This window comes from Paraoerskovia marina DSM 21750, from assembly GCF_000701465.1.
GTDB classification, from domain to species: Bacteria; Actinomycetota; Actinomycetes; order Actinomycetales; family Cellulomonadaceae; genus Paraoerskovia; species Paraoerskovia marina.
Map to the genome: position 1 here is coordinate 852679 of NZ_JNIY01000003.1, position 17663 is coordinate 870341.

13 protein-coding genes are annotated in these 17663 nt (G+C 73.5%); 8 read left to right on the forward strand and 5 right to left on the reverse strand.

Annotated elements, in window-relative coordinates:
- Positions 1-22 precede the first annotated feature (22 nt).
- Both Q343_RS0104035 and Q343_RS0104040 read left to right on the forward strand, forming a co-directional pair.
- The gene (locus tag Q343_RS0104035; protein ID WP_029252306.1) at positions 23-3280 is read left to right on the forward strand and encodes a PD-(D/E)XK nuclease family protein; all 3258 of its coding nucleotides are present in this window, start codon (positions 23-25) and stop codon (positions 3278-3280) included.
- Positions 3277-6633, forward strand: a complete 3357-nt coding sequence (locus tag Q343_RS0104040; RefSeq protein WP_029252307.1) for an ATP-dependent helicase — start codon at positions 3277-3279, stop codon at positions 6631-6633. Before Q343_RS0104035 ends, Q343_RS0104040 begins: the two co-directional genes overlap by 4 nt.
- 33 nt (positions 6634-6666) lie before the next feature.
- Here Q343_RS0104040 and Q343_RS0104045 read toward each other — a convergent pair whose 3' ends face one another.
- Entirely contained in the window at positions 6667-7584 is a 918-nt protein-coding gene (locus Q343_RS0104045) for a phosphotransferase (RefSeq protein WP_029252308.1), read from the reverse strand.
- Between the two features lie 121 nt (positions 7585-7705).
- Here Q343_RS0104045 and nudC point away from each other — a divergent pair, with 121 nt between their 5' ends.
- Positions 7706-8638, forward strand: coding sequence for an NAD(+) diphosphatase (nudC, locus tag Q343_RS0104050; protein WP_029252309.1), 933 nt, complete (start codon positions 7706-7708; stop codon positions 8636-8638).
- A gap of 18 nt (positions 8639-8656) precedes the next feature.
- On the opposite strand, the gene Q343_RS0104055 is transcribed toward nudC, so the two are convergent.
- Positions 8657-8923 carry a mycoredoxin gene (locus Q343_RS0104055; protein ID WP_029252310.1) on the reverse strand — a complete coding sequence of 89 codons (267 nt, stop codon included), beginning with the start codon at positions 8921-8923 and terminating at the stop codon, positions 8657-8659.
- Positions 8924-9031: 108 nt separating this feature from the next.
- On the opposite strand from Q343_RS0104055, the gene Q343_RS0104060 reads away from it, so the two are divergent.
- The 3 genes from Q343_RS0104060 to Q343_RS0104070 all read left to right on the forward strand — a co-directional run bounded on the left by Q343_RS0104060 (position 9032) and on the right by Q343_RS0104070 (position 12361).
- Positions 9032-11071 carry an ATP-dependent helicase gene (locus tag Q343_RS0104060; protein WP_029252311.1) on the forward strand — a complete coding sequence of 680 codons (2040 nt, stop codon included), beginning with the start codon at positions 9032-9034 and terminating at the stop codon, positions 11069-11071.
- Between the two features lie 70 nt (positions 11072-11141).
- Positions 11142-11606, forward strand: a complete 465-nt coding sequence (locus Q343_RS0104065) for a carboxymuconolactone decarboxylase family protein (protein ID WP_029252312.1) — start codon at positions 11142-11144, stop codon at positions 11604-11606.
- A 368-nt stretch (positions 11607-11974) separates the two neighbouring features.
- The gene (locus tag Q343_RS0104070; protein WP_155990622.1) at positions 11975-12361 is read left to right on the forward strand and encodes a WhiB family transcriptional regulator; all 387 of its coding nucleotides are present in this window, start codon (positions 11975-11977) and stop codon (positions 12359-12361) included.
- On the opposite strand, the gene Q343_RS0104075 is transcribed toward Q343_RS0104070, so the two are convergent.
- Entirely contained in the window at positions 12336-13463 is a 1128-nt protein-coding gene (locus Q343_RS0104075) for a TOMM precursor leader peptide-binding protein (protein ID WP_155990623.1), read from the reverse strand. The genes Q343_RS0104070 and Q343_RS0104075 overlap by 26 nt on opposite strands.
- A gap of 104 nt (positions 13464-13567) precedes the next feature.
- On the opposite strand from Q343_RS0104075, the gene Q343_RS0104080 reads away from it, so the two are divergent.
- The gene (locus Q343_RS0104080; RefSeq protein WP_052366922.1) at positions 13568-14167 is read left to right on the forward strand and encodes a M48 metallopeptidase family protein; all 600 of its coding nucleotides are present in this window, start codon (positions 13568-13570) and stop codon (positions 14165-14167) included.
- 3 nt (positions 14168-14170) lie between these two features.
- Here the strand turns inward: Q343_RS0104080 and Q343_RS0104085 are convergent, their stop codons facing one another.
- Positions 14171-15637: a zinc-dependent metalloprotease gene (locus Q343_RS0104085; RefSeq protein ID WP_052366840.1), complete on the reverse strand. Its 1467-nt coding sequence runs from the start codon at positions 15635-15637 to the stop codon at positions 14171-14173.
- 134 nt (positions 15638-15771) lie between these two features.
- Between Q343_RS0104085 and Q343_RS0104090 the strand changes: the two genes are divergently transcribed.
- Positions 15772-16926: a YlbL family protein gene (locus Q343_RS0104090; protein WP_081829595.1), complete on the forward strand. Its 1155-nt coding sequence runs from the start codon at positions 15772-15774 to the stop codon at positions 16924-16926.
- Between the two features lie 16 nt (positions 16927-16942).
- Here the strand turns inward: Q343_RS0104090 and Q343_RS0104095 are convergent, their stop codons facing one another.
- On the reverse strand, positions 16943-17527 hold the full coding sequence (locus Q343_RS0104095) for a PPA1309 family protein (protein WP_029252318.1): 585 nt from the start codon (positions 17525-17527) through the stop codon (positions 16943-16945).
- Positions 17528-17663 lie beyond the last annotated feature (136 nt).

Below are 17663 nucleotides of genomic sequence, written 5' to 3' on the forward strand. Positions count from 1 at the left end.
TGGGCCGTGATTCGATCGTCGCGTGATCGAGCTACGACCGCCGGAGGAGCTTCCGGACGCCGTCGTCCTGGACGACTCCCAGGCCGGGGTGATCGAGGCTCTCGGAGAGCACCCCGTCGTCATGGCCGTCGGTGCGCCCGGCTCGGGCCGGACGACGGTTGCGGTCCACGCGGTCCTGGCGGCGATCGAGGCGGGGACGGAACCGTCGGACATCCTGGTGATCTCGGCCTCGCGCCGCAGCGCGGGACGGCTGCGCGACGTGATCGGGGCGCGTGCCGGGCGCACGACGAGCGTCCCGATGGTCAGGACCGCGGCCGCCGCGGCCTTCGCGATCCTTGGCACCCGGGCCGCCGCTCTCGGCGACCCGGCACCGACCCTGATCACGGGGCCCGAGCAGGACCTCCTCCTGACGGAGCTGCTCGCGGGGTACCTCGAGGACGTTCAGGCGGGCCGGCGTGACGAGCTGCCCGGTGGGCTTCCGGCCGAGACGCTGGTGCTGCGCGGGTTCCGCCAGGAGCTGCGTGACCTCCTGATGCGTGCGGCGGAGCGGGGCGTCGACGCGGTGCGGCTCGACGAACTGGGGCGCGAGCACGGGCGTGAGGAGTGGCGGCTCGCGGCGCAGCTCTACCAGGAGTACCTCGACGTGAGCGCGCTGCGGGCGCTCACATTGGACTCGGGGCCGCGCTACGACCCGGCGCGCGTCGTCGAGGAGGCCACGGAGGCCCTCGAGGACTGGGACGAGAACGCGCTGCGGGTGGCCCGGCCGAGCTGGCGGCTGATCGTGGTCGACGACTACCAGGAGTCCACGGCGGCCACCGCGCGGTTCCTCCGCGAGCTCCACGACGACGGAGCCCGCCTCCTGCTCCTCGCCGACCCCGACATCGCGGTCCAGACGTTCCGCGGCGCCGTGCCCTCGCTCGTCGGACGTGCGGGTGCGCCACCTGCGCCGGCCGGCCGGCCGTTCGGCGGTGAGCTGGGTGCACGCACCCTGACGCTGTCCACGGCCTGGCGCCAGCCGGAGCCGCTCCGGGCGGTCACGCGGGCCGTCACCCAGAGGGTCGGCGTGGTGGGTGGGGCACAGCACCGTGCTGCCGCACCGGCACCCGCACCGGCACCCGCACCGGGTTCGGCGCCGTCGGGTGCCCGCGTGGCGGTGCTGCCGAGCGCCGCCGACGAGATCGCGCACGTCGCGCGGGTGCTGCGCGCCGAGCACCTGCTCCACGGGACCCCGTGGGACCGGATGGCCGTCGTCTCACCGTCGGGCGCACAGCTCGCCGCCGTGCGCCGAGGGCTGATCGCCGCGTCCGTGCCGGTCGCGACGGTCGGGACCGACGTCCCGCTGCACGACGAGCCCGCGGTCGCACCCCTGCTCGAGCTGGTCCGCGTCGCGTGCGCGCTCGCCGCGGACCCCGAGGACGCCGTGCTCGACGCCGAGACGGCGGCGTCGCTCCTCGTCTCCCCGCTCGGAGGGAGTGACGTCGTCGCGCTCCGTCGGCTCCGGCGGGCCTTGCGCGCCGAGGAGCTCGCCGGCGGCGGCGGGCGGACGTCCGACGCGCTCCTGGTCGAGGTGCTGCACGACCCGGCCCGCGCGGCGACCCTGCCGTCGTCTGTACGCCGCCCGGCCGCGGCCGTCGCGCACGCGCTCGCGGCGACCCGCGCCGCTGCGGAGGACCCGGACGCCGACGCGCAGTCCGTCCTCTGGGCGGCGTGGGACGCCGCGGGCCTCGCCGAGCGCTGGCGGGCCACGGCTCTCGCTGGCGGGCCGGGCGGGGCTCGTGCGGACCGCGACCTCGACGCCGTCCTCGGTGTCTTCCGGGCGGCCGAGTCGTTCGTCGACCGGATGCCGGGTTCTCGGCCGGAGGCGTTCGTCACGTACCTCCGGTCGCAGGACATTCCCGCAGACTCGCTCGCGGCGTCCGCGGCCGACGGCTCGGCCGTGGCGGCGCTGACCCCGGCGGGCGCCGCAGGGAGCGAGTGGGACGTCGTCGTCGTGACCGGTGTGCAGGACGGCACGTGGCCGGACCTCCGGCTGCGTGACTCGCTCCTGGGGTCGCAGGCGCTGGCCGACCTACTGGCGGGCCGGAGCGGGGATGCACGCGGGCACGGCCGTGAGGCGCGCCGTGCGGTGCTCGACGACGAGCTGCGGTCGTTCGCCCTCGCCGTCTCGCGAGCCCGTCGCCGACTCGTCGTGACGGCGGTCGAGGACGCCGACGACTCCCCGTCGATGTTCTGCGACCTCGTCGACGGCGGCCCTGCGCCCGACGACGAGGAAGACGCCGACCAGCGGTCCGTCGCTCCGGCGGTGCCGCTGGACCTGCGCGGGGTGGTCGCGAGAGCCCGCTCGGTGCTCGTCTCGGACGACCCCCGTCGGGACGAGGCGGCGGGTCTGCTCGCCGATCTCGCCGACGCCGGGGTCGGGCACGCCGACCCGGACCAGTGGTACGGCGTGCACCCGACGTCGTCCGACGAGCCGCTCTGGGGGCCGGAGGACAAGGTGCGGGTCTCGCCGTCGAAGGTCGAGTCCGTGAACCGGTGCGCGCTGCGATGGGCCCTCGAGGCCGGCGGCGGCACCGCTCCAGACGCGACGGCACAGTCTCTCGGGACGCTCGTGCACTCGATCTCGCACGACCTGCCGAAGGGAGCGCACCACGAGCTCGCGGCGGAGCTCGACCGCCGGTGGCCCGAGCTGGCGCTGCCGGAGGGCTGGCCGGCGACGCAGGCGCGCCGGCACGCGGACGGAATGATCGAGTCGCTCGCCGGCTACGTGGCCGCCTCCGGCGAGCCGATCCTGCTCGAGGCAGAGTTCCAGGTCGACGTCGGGCGGGCAGTCCTGCGAGGCGTGGCCGACCGTATCGAGAAGGTCGGCCGTCCCGACCCCGACACGGCCGCAGACGCCGACGACGCCGGCCCGTCCGCGGTCCTCGTCGCGGACCTGAAGACCGGGAAGATGATCCAGTCCAGGGCCGAGGCCGTGGAGAACCCCCAGCTCGGCACCTATCAGCTGGCCGTCGAGGCGGGGGCGTTCGACCTCCCCGAGGGCACGACGAGCGCGGGCGCTCAGCTCGCGTACCTCGCCGCGGGCCGGAAGGTCACCCTGCGCTCTCAACCGGCCCTGCGGCCGGACTCCGACGGCGGGTCGTGGGCGCGGACCGTCGTCGAGGGGGTCGCGGACACGATGGCCGCCAGCGCCTTCACGGCCCGGACGAACTCCATGTGCCGGGTGTGCCCGGTCCGGCGCGCGTGCCCGGCGCAACCCGACGGACAGCAGGTGATCGAGTGAGCACGTACGAGTGGAGCGCGCACGACATCGCGCGGGCGCTGCACCAGCACCCGCCGACGCCCGAGCAGGTCGAGGTGATCGAGGCACCCCTCGAACCCGTGCTCGTGGTGGCGGGCGCCGGATCCGGCAAGACCGAGACGATGGCCTCTCGTGTCGTCTGGCTGATCGCGAACGCCTTGGTGCTGCCCGAGGAGGTGCTCGGCCTGACGTTCACGCGCAAGGCGGCCGGCGAGCTCTCGGAGCGCGTGCGGCTGCGGCTCGCCCAGCTCGACCGGGTGCAGAACCGGGAGTCGGACGCCGCGATGCTCGAACGTCCGACGATCGCGACCTACAACGCGTACGCGGGCTCGTTGGTCGCCGACCATGCGTTGCGGCTCGGGCTCGAGCCGGGCGCGCGCCTCCTGAGCGAGGCGACCCAGTGGCAGTACGCCGCGAAGGTCGTGGAGGGCTGGTCGGGGGACTTCAGGACGGATCCTGCCTTCTCGACCGTCGTGGACGCTGTTCTCAGTCTCTCCGGCGCGCTCAGCGAGCACCTGCTCCAGACCGCGGAGGCGCGCGACCGCATCGGCGAGCTCGTCGAGCGGATGCAGGCGATCCCGATGGCTGCCGGTATCAAGGGTCGCACCGGCCCCTATGCCGAGGTCCGTGACCTGTGCGCCAGTCTGGAGGACCGTCGGGCCGTCCTCGAGCTCGTCGCCGAGTACCAGGAGGTCAAGCGGAAGAACGACGCTCTCGACTTCGGCGACCAGATCGCCGTCGCGGCCCGGCTCGCCCAGGAGGTTCCTGCCGTCGGGGCGGCCGAGCGCGAGCGTCACCGTGTCGTGCTGCTCGACGAGTACCAGGACACGTCCTACGCGCAGACCGAGCTCCTGGCGGCCCTCTACGGCGACGGGCATCCCGTCACCGCCGTCGGCGACCCGCACCAGTCGATCTACGGCTGGCGCGGTGCGAGCGCCGCCGGTCTGGGGCGGTTCCCGACCCGGTTCGCCGGTCCTGACGGACGGCGCGCCGCGCAGCGCGCACTCTCGACGTCGTGGCGCAACGACCAGATGATCCTCGCCGTCGCCAACACGACGGCGGCACCGCTGCGGGCCGAGTCGCTCGTGGACGTGCCGGCGCTCGACGCGAGGCCCGGCGCGGGGGTGGGCGCCGTCCGTGCGGTGTACCCGGCGACCGTCGAGGAGGAGATGGCGGCGGTCGCCGACTTCGTCGTCGAGCGACGTGCCGACGCGGCAGCCCGGGGAGAATCCGTCACCGCGGCCGTGCTCTGCCGCGCCCGGTCCCAGTTCATTCCGGTCGAGGCGGCCCTGCGCGCGCGGGGCCTGCCCGTCGAGGTCGTCGGTCTCGGCGGTCTGCTGTCGACGCCGGAGGTGGTCGACGTCGTCGCGCTGCTCGAGGCCGCGCACGACCCGTCGCGCGGCGACTCGTTGGTGCGCATCCTCACCGGCCCGCGGATCGGACTCGGGGTCGCCGACCTGCACGCGCTCGCAAGCCGCGCGGCAGACCTGGCGCGTGACGACGCCCCCCGGTCGGCTACGGGCGCGTCGACGGCGGACGCCGAGACCGTGGACACGGAAGCCGCGGAGCCTGCTGTCGTCGAAGGGGACGTCGCCGACCACCGGTCGATCGTGGACGCGCTCGACGACCTGCCCGCACCGGGCCGGCCGATGCGGGACGGACGTGAGCTGACGCCCCAGGCGCACCGGCGTCTCTCCGCCCTGGCCTCGACGCTGCGCGCGCTCCGGTCCTCGACGTATCTCTCGCTGCCCGAGCTCGTGGTCGAGGCGGAGCGTGCCCTGGGGCTCGACATCGAGGTGGACGTCGCGGCGGCACTCACCGCGGCCTCGGACCGGCGGATCGGGTCGGGGGACCGGGGACGGGCCCACCTGGACGCGTTCCGCGACGTCGCCGGCACGTTCTCGCAGCAGTCTGAGGAACCGACGCTCGGCGCGTTCCTGGCCTGGCTCGGTGCCGCGAGCTCCAAGGAGCGGGGGCTCGACCTTCCGCTGCGAGCCCCTGACCCCGCGGCCGTCCAGGTCATCACGGTGCACGCGGCAAAGGGGCTGGAGTGGGACGTCGTCGCCGTCCCCGGACTCGTCGACGGAAAGTTCCCGACCACGAGGACGACGACGTCGAAGGGCCCGACGGATTCGGCGTGGCTCAAGGGTCTCGGCACGCTCCCGTACCCGCTGCGGGGGGACGAGGCCGACCTCCCGCAGCTCGACCTCGACGGGCTGTCGGACGACAAGCAGCTCAAGGACGCGCTGACCGGTCTGACCCACGCGGCGGGCGAGCACCAGGTGGCCGAGGAGCGGCGCCTCGCGTACGTCGCGTTCACCCGCGCACGCGCAGATCTCCTGCTGTCCGGCAGCTGGTGGCGCGACGGCGCGAAGCCGACACCTCCGTCCCTCTTTCTCGTGGAGCTCGTCGAGGCCGGCCTGGTCGACGCGTCGGGCTGGACGGAGACCCCGGAGGGTGACAACCCGCGCGAGCTCGACGCCGAGCCTCCCGTGTGGCCGTCCGACGAGCAGGACGTGAGCGCATCGGTGCGCACGCTGCGAACCGGGGCGAGCTTGGTCGTCGAACGACGAGCGGCCGGGAACCGTGACGGCGACGGCGTCGAACGGGGCGAGGACGGCGGCGACGACGACCGGACGCTGACCGACGGAGCCGGGACCGATCTGCGGGTGCTCGCCGACCTGCTCCTCGCCGAGCGCGACGCCCGGTACCGCACGCCGCGGGTGACGATGCCCGCGCACCTGTCCGCGTCCGCGATGGTCCGGCTCGCGGCCGACCGGGACGCGTTCACGACCCAGCTGCGACGGCCGGTCCCGCAGCAGCCGACGCGGCACGCCCGGCGCGGGACAGCCTTCCACCTCTGGGCGGAGCAGTACTTCACGTCGGCGACCCTCCTGGACCCGTTCGACGAGTCGGACGGCGATGCGGAGGACACCGCCGTCGACATCGAGTCGCTCCGCGAGACGTTTCTCCGGTCCGAGTGGGCGCGGCGCACCCCGGTGGCGATCGAGGTCGACATCGAGACCCCGATCGGCGGCGTGATGTCTCGCTCGCGCATCGACGCCGTCTTCCCCGACCCGGACCGTGCGCACGACCTGCCGGGAGCGGTCGTCGTCGTCGACTGGAAGACGGGTCGGCCCCCCTCGGACGCCGCGGCGCGGAACGCCCGCGAGGTGCAGCTGGCCGTCTACCGGCTGGCCTGGTCCCGGTGGAAGGGCGTACCGCTCGATGCGGTCGACGCAGCCTTCTTCTACGTGGGATCGGGGGAGACGGTACGTCCCGAGCGGCTTCTCGACGCCGCGGAGCTCGAGGCGCTGGTCACCGGTACCGGCTGACCGCGGCCGACGTCCTGCCGACGAGGGTTCGTGCTACTCCGGGTCGCGCGTCTGCTCGTCGAGGTCGATCAGCATGTCGACCGCGTCCGCGACCACGTCGTCCAGGTGGTTGCGGACCCCGTGCAGGAGCCACCGCGCGAGCGCGAGCTCGCCGACGAGCAGTGCGCGGTCGGTGAGGTGCGGGTCCGTCAGCTCGGTGCGGCGCAGCTGGTACGCCTCGACGATCGAGTCGACCGCCGACGCGGGCGCCGAGACCAGGAGCCACGCGAGGTCGTCGGCCGGGTCGGCGACGCGTGCGTCCGACCAGTCCGTGATCGCCGCGACGCGGTTGCCCCGGACGAGCACCTGGTCGGGTCCGAGGTCGCCGTGGGAGACGACGGGCTGGAACCGCCAGAGCGACACGTCCTCCAGGGCGGCCTCCCAGCGCGCGAGCAGCGTCGGTGGAACCTTGCCGGTGGCTGCGGCATGGTCGACCTCGACGAGCCGACGCTCGCGGTACTCGTCGCTGGTGTAGATCGGCAGCGCGGCGTTGTCGACGACGGCGTGGGGCAGCTCGTGCACGGCGGCGACGGCACGGCCGAGATCGGCGGCGAGTCCCGGCCCCGGTTCGAGGACGTCGACGTCCAGCGGGACGCCGGACAGCGCGCGGTGCACGATCGCGCGACCGCCCTCGGGGAGGGTCGCGGACCCGGAGACGCGCGGAACCGCGAAGGGGAGGACACCGGAGGTGACGTAGTGGTCGAGCGCGCCCAGCAGCCCGACCTCGGCCTCGAGCCCGGCGCCCGCGGAGGCGTTGGTGGGAGCACGGACCACCCAGTGGCGCGACTCCGAGTCGACGACCGCCGCGGCGTCGACGTCGCCCGCGGCCTCGATCGACCGGGCCGAGACAGCCACCAGCCCGGGAACGGCTGCGGTGGCCAGGGCGGCGAGCGTCAGAGCAGAGCGGGGCACGTGCCCACGGTAGTCGGTCCGGCGTAGCAGGACGTCGCGGCCACGCGGAACGGTCCGCGACCGGGTCCGTCTCTCGGCCGGGGCGACGTGCGCGGCCGCTGCGGGGCGTAGCGTGCGGGGGATGGAGTCCTCTCTGCCCTCGACCCCGGCACGGGACCTCCCGTCCACGATCGACCGCGCCGGTGAGCGGCGCGAGGAGCCCGGTCTCGTCGCGCGCTGCCGTGAGGACGGTAGGACGCGAGTGGTCGTCGTACGGTCCGGCGCCGTGCTGGTCGACGACGACGGCGGGGTCCTGCACGTCGCATCGGAGCTGCGTGACCTGCCCGACGACGCGGAACGGTGGGTCTTCCTCGGCCTGCGCGTCGACGACGGCACACCCCTGCTCGCCTACCGGACGAATCCCGACGGCGAGGAGCACGCACCCGTCGAGGCGGACGCGGAGAACTGGGCCACGGTCCGCGGTCTCGTGCCCTCCCTCGCCGGTGGTGACGCGGAGGTGGTGCTGACCGCCGTCGCGCTGGACAACTGGCACGCGACGCACGGGCGCTGCCCCCGGTGCGGTACCCCGACCACGGTGACCCACGCCGGATGGGTGCGCCGGTGCGTGCAGGACGGGTCGGACCACTACCCGCGCACGGACCCCGCGGTGATCATGGCCGTGCTCGACGCCGAGGACAGGTTGTTGCTCGGGCACGCGGTCCGGTGGCCGCCGGGGAGGTTCTCCACGCTCGCCGGATACGTCGAGCCCGGTGAGTCCCTGGAGAACGCTGTGCGGCGCGAGGTGCTCGAGGAGGTGGGCGTCGTCGTCGGAGACGTCGTCTACCGCGGGAGCCAGCCGTGGCCCTTCCCGGCGTCCCTGATGCTGGGGTTCTTCGCCCGCGCGACGACGAGCGCACTGCGACCCGACCGGGTCGAGATCACCGAGGCGCGGTGGTTCACGAGGCCGGAGCTGCTCGCGTCGGTCGAGTCGGGAGACGTGACGCTCCCGACACGCTCGTCGATCGCGAGGGCGTTGATCGAGGAGTGGTTCGGCGCGGCCCTCCCGGGACGATGAGGACCGCGCCGGCCGCCCTCAGAGGCCCAGTCGCGCCTTGACGTCGGCGAGCGACGGGTTCGTCGCCGCGGAGCCGTCAGGGAAGACGAGGGTGGGCACCGTCTGGTTTCCGCCGTTGACCTCTTCGACGTAGGCGGCGGACTCCGGGCTCTCCTCGATGTTGACCTCGGTGTAGCCGATGCCGGCCTGGTCCATCTGGGACTTCAGACGGCGGCAGTAGCCGCACCACGTGGTCGAGAACATGGTGACGGTGCCGGCGGCGGGGGCGGTGGGCGTCGAGGTCATGACGATCTCCTGCGGGTCGAGGTGCTGAGGCGTGCGGGGCACGCCACGTTCGCCAGTCCTAACTCCTCGGGGCGCCCAGGTGTTCCCGTGTCGGCGGCGGCTGGGAAGATGTCTGTGATGGCTTCCCAGACTGCCCCGCTCGCCCAGGGCCCCGCGCACCTGATCCTCGACGCTCTCGACCCGGACCAGCGCGACGTCGCGACCGCACTGACCGGTCCCGTCTGCGTGCTCGCCGGGGCGGGCACCGGCAAGACGCGTGCGGTCACGCACCGCATCGCCTACGGCGTGCGCACCGGTGCGTACTCACCGACGACGGTGCTCGCGGTGACGTTCACCGCGCGCGCGGCGGGAGAGATGCGCACGCGCCTGCGCGAGCTCGGCGTCTCCGGAGTGCAGGCCCGGACGTTCCACGCGGCCGCCCTGCGGCAGATGGGCTACTTCTGGCCGAAGGTCGTGGGCGGTGCACCGCCCCGGATCCTCGACCACAAGGCGCCCGTCATCGCCGAGGCCTCGCGCCGCATCGGGATCTCCGTGGACCGGGTCGCCGTCCGCGACCTCGCCTCCGAGGTCGAGTGGTCGAAGGTCTCCCTCGTCACCGCCGAGGACTACGAGAAGGCGTGCGCGGCGATCGCACGGCCACAGGTCGCGGGGTACGACCACCGCACGGTCGCGCGTCTGATCACGGCCTACGAGGAGGTCAAGACCGAGCGGTCGACGATCGACTTCGAGGACGTCCTGCTGATGCTCGCGGACATGCTCGCCTCCCACCCCGAGATCGCCGACCAGGTCCGCAGCCAGTACCGGCACTTCGTCGTCGACGAGTACCAGGACGTCTCTCCACTGCAGCAGTTCCTGCTCGACCAGTGGCTCGGCGGTCGCAACGAGCTGTGCGTCGTCGGCGACCCCAGCCAGACCATCTACTCGTTCACCGGGGCGTCCCCGCACCACCTGCTGACGTTCCGCACGCGCTACCCCGACGCCCAGGTCGTCCGGCTCGTCCGTGACTACCGGTCGACGCCCCAGGTCGTGACGCTGGCGAACAAGCTCCTCGCGCAGCGAGGAAGGGCCCGGGGCACGGCCGCGCCGCTCGAGCTCGTCGCGCAGCGCCCGGCCGGTCCACCCGTCCGCTTCGAGGCCTACGACGACGACGAGTCGGAGGCGAAGGGGATCGCGCGCGAGATCCGGCACCTGACGACCACGGGCACGCCGGTGAGCGAGATTGCGATCCTCTACCGCACCAACTCGCAGTCCGAGGCGTTCGAGCAGGCGCTCGCCGACGCCGGCATCGGATACCTCGTCAAGGGTGGCGACCGGTTCTTCCAGCGCAAGGAGGTCCGTGACGCGCTCGTCCTCCTGCGCGGGGCGGCCCGCTCGGCCGACCCCGAGGTCCCGATGCCCGAGACGGTCCGGGACGTGCTCGTCACCACGGGCTGGGCCGAGGAGGCACCGGGACCCCGCGGAGCCGCGCGCGAGCGCTGGGACTCGATGCAGGCCCTCGTGACGCTCGCGGACGAGGTCGCCGCACGCACCGAGAACGCCACGGTCTCGGACCTCGTCCTCGAGCTCGACGAGCGGTCCGCGGCCCAGCACGCACCGACCGTCGAGGGAGTCACGCTCGCGTCGCTCCACGCCGCGAAGGGGCTGGAGTGGGACGCGGTCTTCCTCGCCGGAGTGAGTGAAGGGCTCATGCCCATCTCGTTCGCGGAGACCGACGAGTCGGTCGAGGAGGAGCGCCGTCTTCTCTACGTCGGGATCACCCGTGCGCGCGAGTTCCTCCAGCTCTCGTACGCCAGGGCCCGCAATCCCGGAGGGCGTGCGTCCCGCCGTCGGACCCGGTTCCTCGACGGGCTCTGGCCCCACGAGGAGCCGGTGCAGCGGCGTCGGCCACGGGCGGGTGCCGCCCGGGAGCAGCTGACCGGCGAGTACGACCAGGCCCTCTTCGACGAGCTGCGCGAGTGGCGGCGGACCGTGGCCGCGGAGACCGACAAGCCGGCGTTCACCGTCCTCGTCGACGCGGCGCTCGCGGCCATCGCCGAGACTCGACCGACGTCGAACGCGGCGCTCGCGAGGATCAACGGGATCGGCCCGGCGAAGATCGAGAAGTACGGGGCGAGCGTGATCGCGATCGTCGAGCGCGCCGGAGGCTGAGCGGATAGCGTGAAGTGCGGCGACCCCCGGCAGGCCCCCTGGCAGGCCGCGCCGACGCGAGGAGCGGACCATGTCTGACATCGAGTTCATCAACACGCGCTTCGACCCCGAGAGCACGTCGTTCCTCGCCGCGGCGAAGGTCATGGCCGCGGAGTTCGGCTACACGGCGACGCTCGGCGTCGACGCGCAGCTCGCCCAGCTCCTCCGGCTCCGGGTCGCGCAGCTCGTGCCGTGCTCGTACTGCCTGATCCTCCACACCCGGGCCGCGCGCGAGATCATCAGCGACCCCCGCGTCGACGGCCTCCTGAGCTGGCGCGAGAGCGAGCTCTACTCCGCACCGGAGCGCGCCGCGCTCGCGTACTGCGAGGCACTGACCGCCGGGTCGGCCACCGATCTGCCGCCGGCGCACGACGCGCTCGCCGAGCACCTCGGCCCCGAGTCGATCGCCGAGATCGCCGCCGTGGTGCTCAACATGAACGTCTGGACCCGGTTGAAGCTTGCCCAGGGCGAGACCCCCCGGCACGTGCAGAACTAGGCGAGATTAAATACGTTGCGGTCCCCGCGACGGGTGCATACTGTTCGTACGTCATGACCGAGCGTCGGCCGCCTGACGGCGACCGACCGTAGAGGAGAGGAGGGCTGTCTGATGGACATCATCACGAACGCACCGGCATCCGCCATCGCGATGCCCCATGCGGCGCGTCTCCGCGCGCACGCAGCAGCGTTTGCAGCGCCCGACTCCGCCCCCCGGTCGAGGCCGATCTCCTAGATCAGTCGCACCAGGCCGCGGAGTCCATCAGGACCCGCGGCCTTCGTCTTTCTCCGAGGGCGCGTCGTCCTATCGACGTATTCGAGACAGCACCTCTGGAGGACACCGTGCGGTTGAGCACGATGCTCGACACCATGACCAGCGGTGGCGCGGGACCGTGGACCCCGTCACCACCGACATCTCGCGGCGATGCGGCCGCGAGCACCGACCAGGACCCGTCGTGGGTGACGGACGAGGGCTTCCGTCGCCTGGTCGCACAGACCATCCCGTGCCGGTCGAACGACCCCGAGCTCTGGTTCGCCGAGCGGGCCGCCGACGTCGAACGGGCCAAGGAGCTCTGCCGCGCGTGCCCGCTCGTCGCGGGCTGTCTGGCGGGGGCCCGCGAGCGCCGGGAGCCGTGGGGCGTGTGGGGCGGTGAGATCTTCGTCGACGGCGTCGTCGTCGCCCGCAAGCGCGGCCGTGGGCGTCCGCCGAAGTCCGAGCAGTCCCCGGGCGTCACGACGCCGCGTGAAGCGGCATAGGGCCGGGCACCGCGACGTCGCCCTTCGCGTCGTCGAGCCCCGGCGTCGCGCCGTCGGCCCCGCAACCGCAGCCCGGGTGCGGGGACGTGGGGCGGACGCGGGGGACGACGTCGGGCAGCCCGGTCTCGAGGACCGTGTCCGCGGTGCGGGGGCGGCCTCCGTCGAGCGCACTGATCACCTGGGCCGCCGCGAGCGCAGCGGCCGTCGCCGTGATCGTGGTCTCCTCACCCGTGCGACCCGGCGGCAGAGCGTGCAGGTGCGCCGCGACGTCGCGCCATCGCGGGTCGGCGGCCAGGCGGGCGAGGTCGAGGCAGCGGAGGCAGGGGGTGCGGCCCGGGACGACGAACGGGCCGATCGTCGTGCTCGCCTCGTGCACCTGCACGGCCAGGTGCGGGACACCCTCGGCGCACAGCCGTGCGAAGCGTCGGGCGTCGTGGGCCCAGGCCTCGACGACCACGACGACGTCGGGGGCCGGGACGCGAGCGGAACGACCCGACGGGCGGCTTCCGGCCCCGAGGCCGAGCAGGTGACGGGCCACCTGGTCCCGGGGGCGACCGAGGTGCTCGGGCGAGTACGCGTCGGGGGCGAGGTCCAGGCGGGTGACCGGGCGGGCGTCGTCGAGCAGCAACGTCCCCACGCCCGCCGTGTGCAGGATGCGTCCGGTCGCCAGCCCCAGCCGTCCGAGGCCGTGGATCGCGACGCAGCGCTGCCGCCGGTCCGCGAGCGTCAGGTCTCCGCGACCGTCCTCGCGGAGATGGCTGTGGGCGAACTCGTCGTTCAGCGGCCAGCTCCCGTCCGCCGGCGGGGCCGGAACCGTGTAGCCCGCGGCGTCGAGCGCCTGCCAGAGCTGCCGCGCCCGGAGCTCGTCGACCCGGTGGGTCCGGTGCAGCGCCGCGGAGTACCTGCTGCCCGCGGCGAGCGCCCGCAGCCAGGCGATCTCGTTCTCCGTGACGTCGGAGAGCCTGACCGCCCAGCGCGCGTCGGTGCCCAGCTGCACGTCGGTGGGGGAGCAGCGCACGACGAGCGTGCCGCCGCGCAGGTGTCGTCTCCGGGCAGAGGTGTGGTCGACCGCCAGGCGCTGCGGCTCCGCTTCTTTCGCCATGTCCTCACCGTGGCACGCGGAGGGCGCGGTGCGAGCGTCGTCCACAGGCCGACGTGGGCGTGTGATGGGTGCGCTCGGACGGCCGAGACGGTACCGTTCGGGACGTGACGCACGACACGCCAGCCGTGGAGGTGCGCCGCAGCCGGCGTCGCAAGCGCACCGTGAGCGCGTACCGGGACGGGGACCGCACGATCGTCGCCATCCCCGCGCGGTTCTCACGCGCGCAGGAGCGCGAGTGGGTGCAGCGCATGCTCGACAGGCTTGCCGCGAAGGAGCAACGTCGTCGGCCCTCCGACGACGAGCTCCTCGAGCGTGCGCGACGACTCTCCGAGCGTTACCTGGACGGCCGTGCACAGCCCTCGAGCGTCCGGTGGTCCGACCGGCAGGGCAAGCGGTGGGGCTCCTGCACGCTCATCGACGGGTCGATCCGCATCTCGACCCGCGTGCAGGGCATGCCCGGCTGGGTCCTGGACTACGTCGTCCTTCACGAGCTCGCGCACCTGCTGCACGCCAACCACGGGCCGACGTTCTGGAACCTGCTCTCGACCTACCCCCGGCTCGAGCGCGCACGAGGGTTCCTCGACGGTGTCTCTTTCGAGCGGGGCACCGGCGACCACGGCGATCCCGGCGACGACGAGCAGGACGAGGATCTCCTCGACGAGCTCTCGCCGCGGAGCGGCGCCGTCAGCGACGGCGCCGCCTGACGCTCACGACCGGGTCGAACCCGGCTCGTCGTCCTCCGAAGGGGTCGGTGTGCCCCCGTCGTCGTCCCCGGACGTCGCCCCGTTCAGGATCTCGGCCAGCGCGGCGTCGAGGTCCGCCTCCTCGGCGCGGGTCGCCGCCTGGCGCTCGCGGTATCCGGCCGGGTCGTCCAGGTCCTGGGTGTCCGGGAGCAGGTCCGGGTGTCCCCAGACCGCGTCACGGGCGTCGGTGCCGCCCTCGGCCGTGATCCGCTGCCAGAGGGTGGCGGCGTCCCGGGAACGCCGGGGCCGGAGCTCGAGACCGACGAGCGACGCGAAGGTCTGCTCGGCCGGTCCTCCGGCGGCCCGACGACGTCGGAGCATCTCCCGGAGGGGGACGGCGTGCGGCAGGTGGGGCAGGGTGGCCGTCGCACTGACCTCGTCCACCCACCCCTCCACGAGCGCGAGCGTGGTCTCGAGGCGGAGCAGCGTGGCCTTCTGCGCGTCGGTGGCGTCGCTGCGGAAGATGTGACCGCTCATCGCGTTCTGCAGGGCGCCGGTGTCCGAGAGGTCGATGTCGCGGACCCGCTCCTCGAGCGCGCCCAGGTCGATCGTGATGCCGCGTGCGTACTCGTCGACGAGCGCGAGAAGGTGCGCGCGGAGCCACGGAACGTGCGTGAAGAGGCGCGCGTGCGCGCACTCGCGCACCGCGAGGAACATCCGGACCTCGTCGAGCGGTGCGTCGAGCCCCTCGGCGAAGGCCTCGACGTTGGTGGGCAGCAGCACCGTCGCGGCGTGGTCGAGGAGCGGGAGACCGACGTCCGTGGCGCCGAAGACCTCGCGGGAGAGCGTCCCGGACGCCTGCCCCACCTGCATGCCGAAGACGGCGGAGCCCATCCGTCGCATCATCTGCTGGGGGTCCCCGAACGAGCCGTTGAGGGCGCCGACGGGGAGGCCGGGGAGCGAGAGGTCGTCGGTGGACGGCATCTGGTCGCCCAGGACCGTGGCGAGCGCGTCGGTGACCGACGCGGCGATCGGCTCGGCGAGGTCGCCCCAGCTCGAGAGGGTGGCCTCCACCCACTCCGACCGGCTCCACGCCTGCCGTGGCCCGCCGGCGGGCGGCATGTCCGTGGCGGCGTCGAGCCACAGGTCGGCGACGGACAGGGCGTCGCGGACCGCGGCGGCCTGCGCGCCGCTGACCGTGGGGTCGCCCTCGGCGGCCGCGACCTGCCGGGCGACGTCGTGCGCGACGTCGGAGTTCACCGGGTCGTCGCCGGACGCCGCGAGCATGCGCTGCACCTGCGCGAGGATCCCGTTGAGCGCGCGCGGGTCGTCACCGAGCCCCGCGCTGCGCGCGAGCGCCTGCGGGTCGAGTCCCTGCTCCCGCATCTGGCGGAGCGCCTCGTCGGCGTCCGCACCGAACATCGAGCGGAACATCGCCTCCCACTGTGAGTCGGACGTTCCGTCGTCGCCGCCGGTCGGCTGGCTGCTCATGCGCTCTCCTTCAGGTCGCGTGCGTCAACCGTAACCACAATCGGCCCGGCACACCGAGGTCGGAGCAGCGCCGCGCGGCCGGTTCGCTGAGGGCGCAGCAGCGGGCCGGGGCCACGTTCCGTCATGATGGGTCCGTGAGAACACCTCAGCAACCGACCGACAAGCCGGAGCCGTGGGCGGCGGACGGGCATCTCGACGAGCTCGACGAGGAGTACGTCGAGGAGGCGACCGCGCGGTCGACGACCCTCGGGATCAGTCTTCTGGTCACCGTCGCGCTGCTCGTCGGCATCGTCTTCATCCCCGCGCCGTACGTCGTCCGGTCCCCGGGGCCGACGGAGGACACCCTGGGTGAGGAGGGCGGCGTTCCCCTGATCGAGGTCTCCGGTGCGCAGAGGTACCCGGCGTCGGGCGAGCTGCGGCTGACCACCGTCTCGGTGTCGGGCGGTCCGGGATACCCCGCGGACGCGCTGCAGGTGCTGGGCGGCTGGATCGACCCGAAGCGCTCGGTCTACCCCGTGGAGGCGATCTTCCCCGAGGACCAGACCGCCGAGGAGGTCGAGGAGCAGAACACGGCCGACATGGTCTCGTCGCAGGAGAACGCGACGGTGGCCGCGCTGACCGAGGTCGGGTACACCGTGCCGGCGACCATGACGGTCGTCGACGCGATCCCGGGCACGGGGGCCGACGGCGTCCTGGAGCCGGACGACGTCCTCGTGTCCTTCGAGGGGACCGAGCTCGAGACGTACCAGGAGCTGATCGAGGGCATCGAGGGGACCGAGGCCGGGACGGAGGTGGTGCTCGGTGTCGAGCGCGACGGCGAGCCGCTCGACGTCACGGTGCCCACGACGGACGTGGACGGTCGCACGATCCTCGGTGTCTACCTCGACCCGGTCTTCGACATGCCTGTCGACGTGTCGATCCAGATCGACGACATCGGCGGGCCGAGCGCGGGGACGATGTTCGCGCTGGGGATCATCGACGTGCTCACGCCCGAGGACGAGGCCGGCGGGAAGGTCATCGCCGGGACGGGCACCATGAGCGTCGACGGGCTCGTCGGGCCGATCGGCGGCATCCAGCAGAAGCTCTACGGCGCCCAGCGTGACGGCGCGACGTGGTTCCTGGCCCCGGAGACGAACTGCGACGAGGTCGTCGGCAACGTCCCCGACGGTCTGCAGGTCACGGCGGTCGGGACGCTCGAGCAGGCGCTCGACGCGGTGACGGCCATCGGGTCCGGCACGACGGAGGATCTTCCGACGTGCGCCGACGCCCTCGAGGACCTGCAGTCGTGACCGACGGCGTCGGCGCCTAGTTCTCGAGCGTGCTCGCCAGGGCCTCGACGAGGCCCGGGACGAGGGTCGGCCCGAACGAGACCTGTGCGTCGTCGTCGTTCGCCCGTGAGCGCAGGGCGCACCACGTCGACCCGTCACGCAGCGCCCCGGCGCCGATGCGTACGTCCTCCCGGGCCGGGTGGTCGCGCAGGTAGGCCAGTGCGGCCTCGGGATCCTCGGGAACGTCCTGCTCGGCCTCGGGCGGGAGCACGATCCGCTCGACGACGAGCGCGGCGCCGGCGACCGTGGGCGGCCACGCGACGCGGGCGAGCAGGCCCTCGAGGTCGTCGGCCTCGCCGACGCCGTCCTGCTCGATGGACGTCAGGTGGTGCGGGTCGACGCGCGCCGCCTCGACCACCTCGGCGGGCAGCCGCCGCGCGAGCGAGGGGTCCGCCTCGAGCGCGACGGCGGTCTCGATGAGCGCGAACAGGCGGACCGGGCCGTCCCAGCCGCCGGCGGAGACGTGCTGCTCGATCTCGCGGACGGCGTCGGCCAGCGCCAGCTGGGTCCCCGAGAAGGTGGGTGCCGCGTCGTCGGACGGTGGGGTGTTTTCCGTGGCCATGGTGCGAGGTTCCCACAACGGGCACCGCCGACGCCACGGATCGGCCCGCTCCGCGGTGTGATCTCGGGACGTTGTGGCCGGATCGTGTCGGTGTCGTGCCCACGGGTGAGGGTGATATGTGGGAACCTTGATGTCA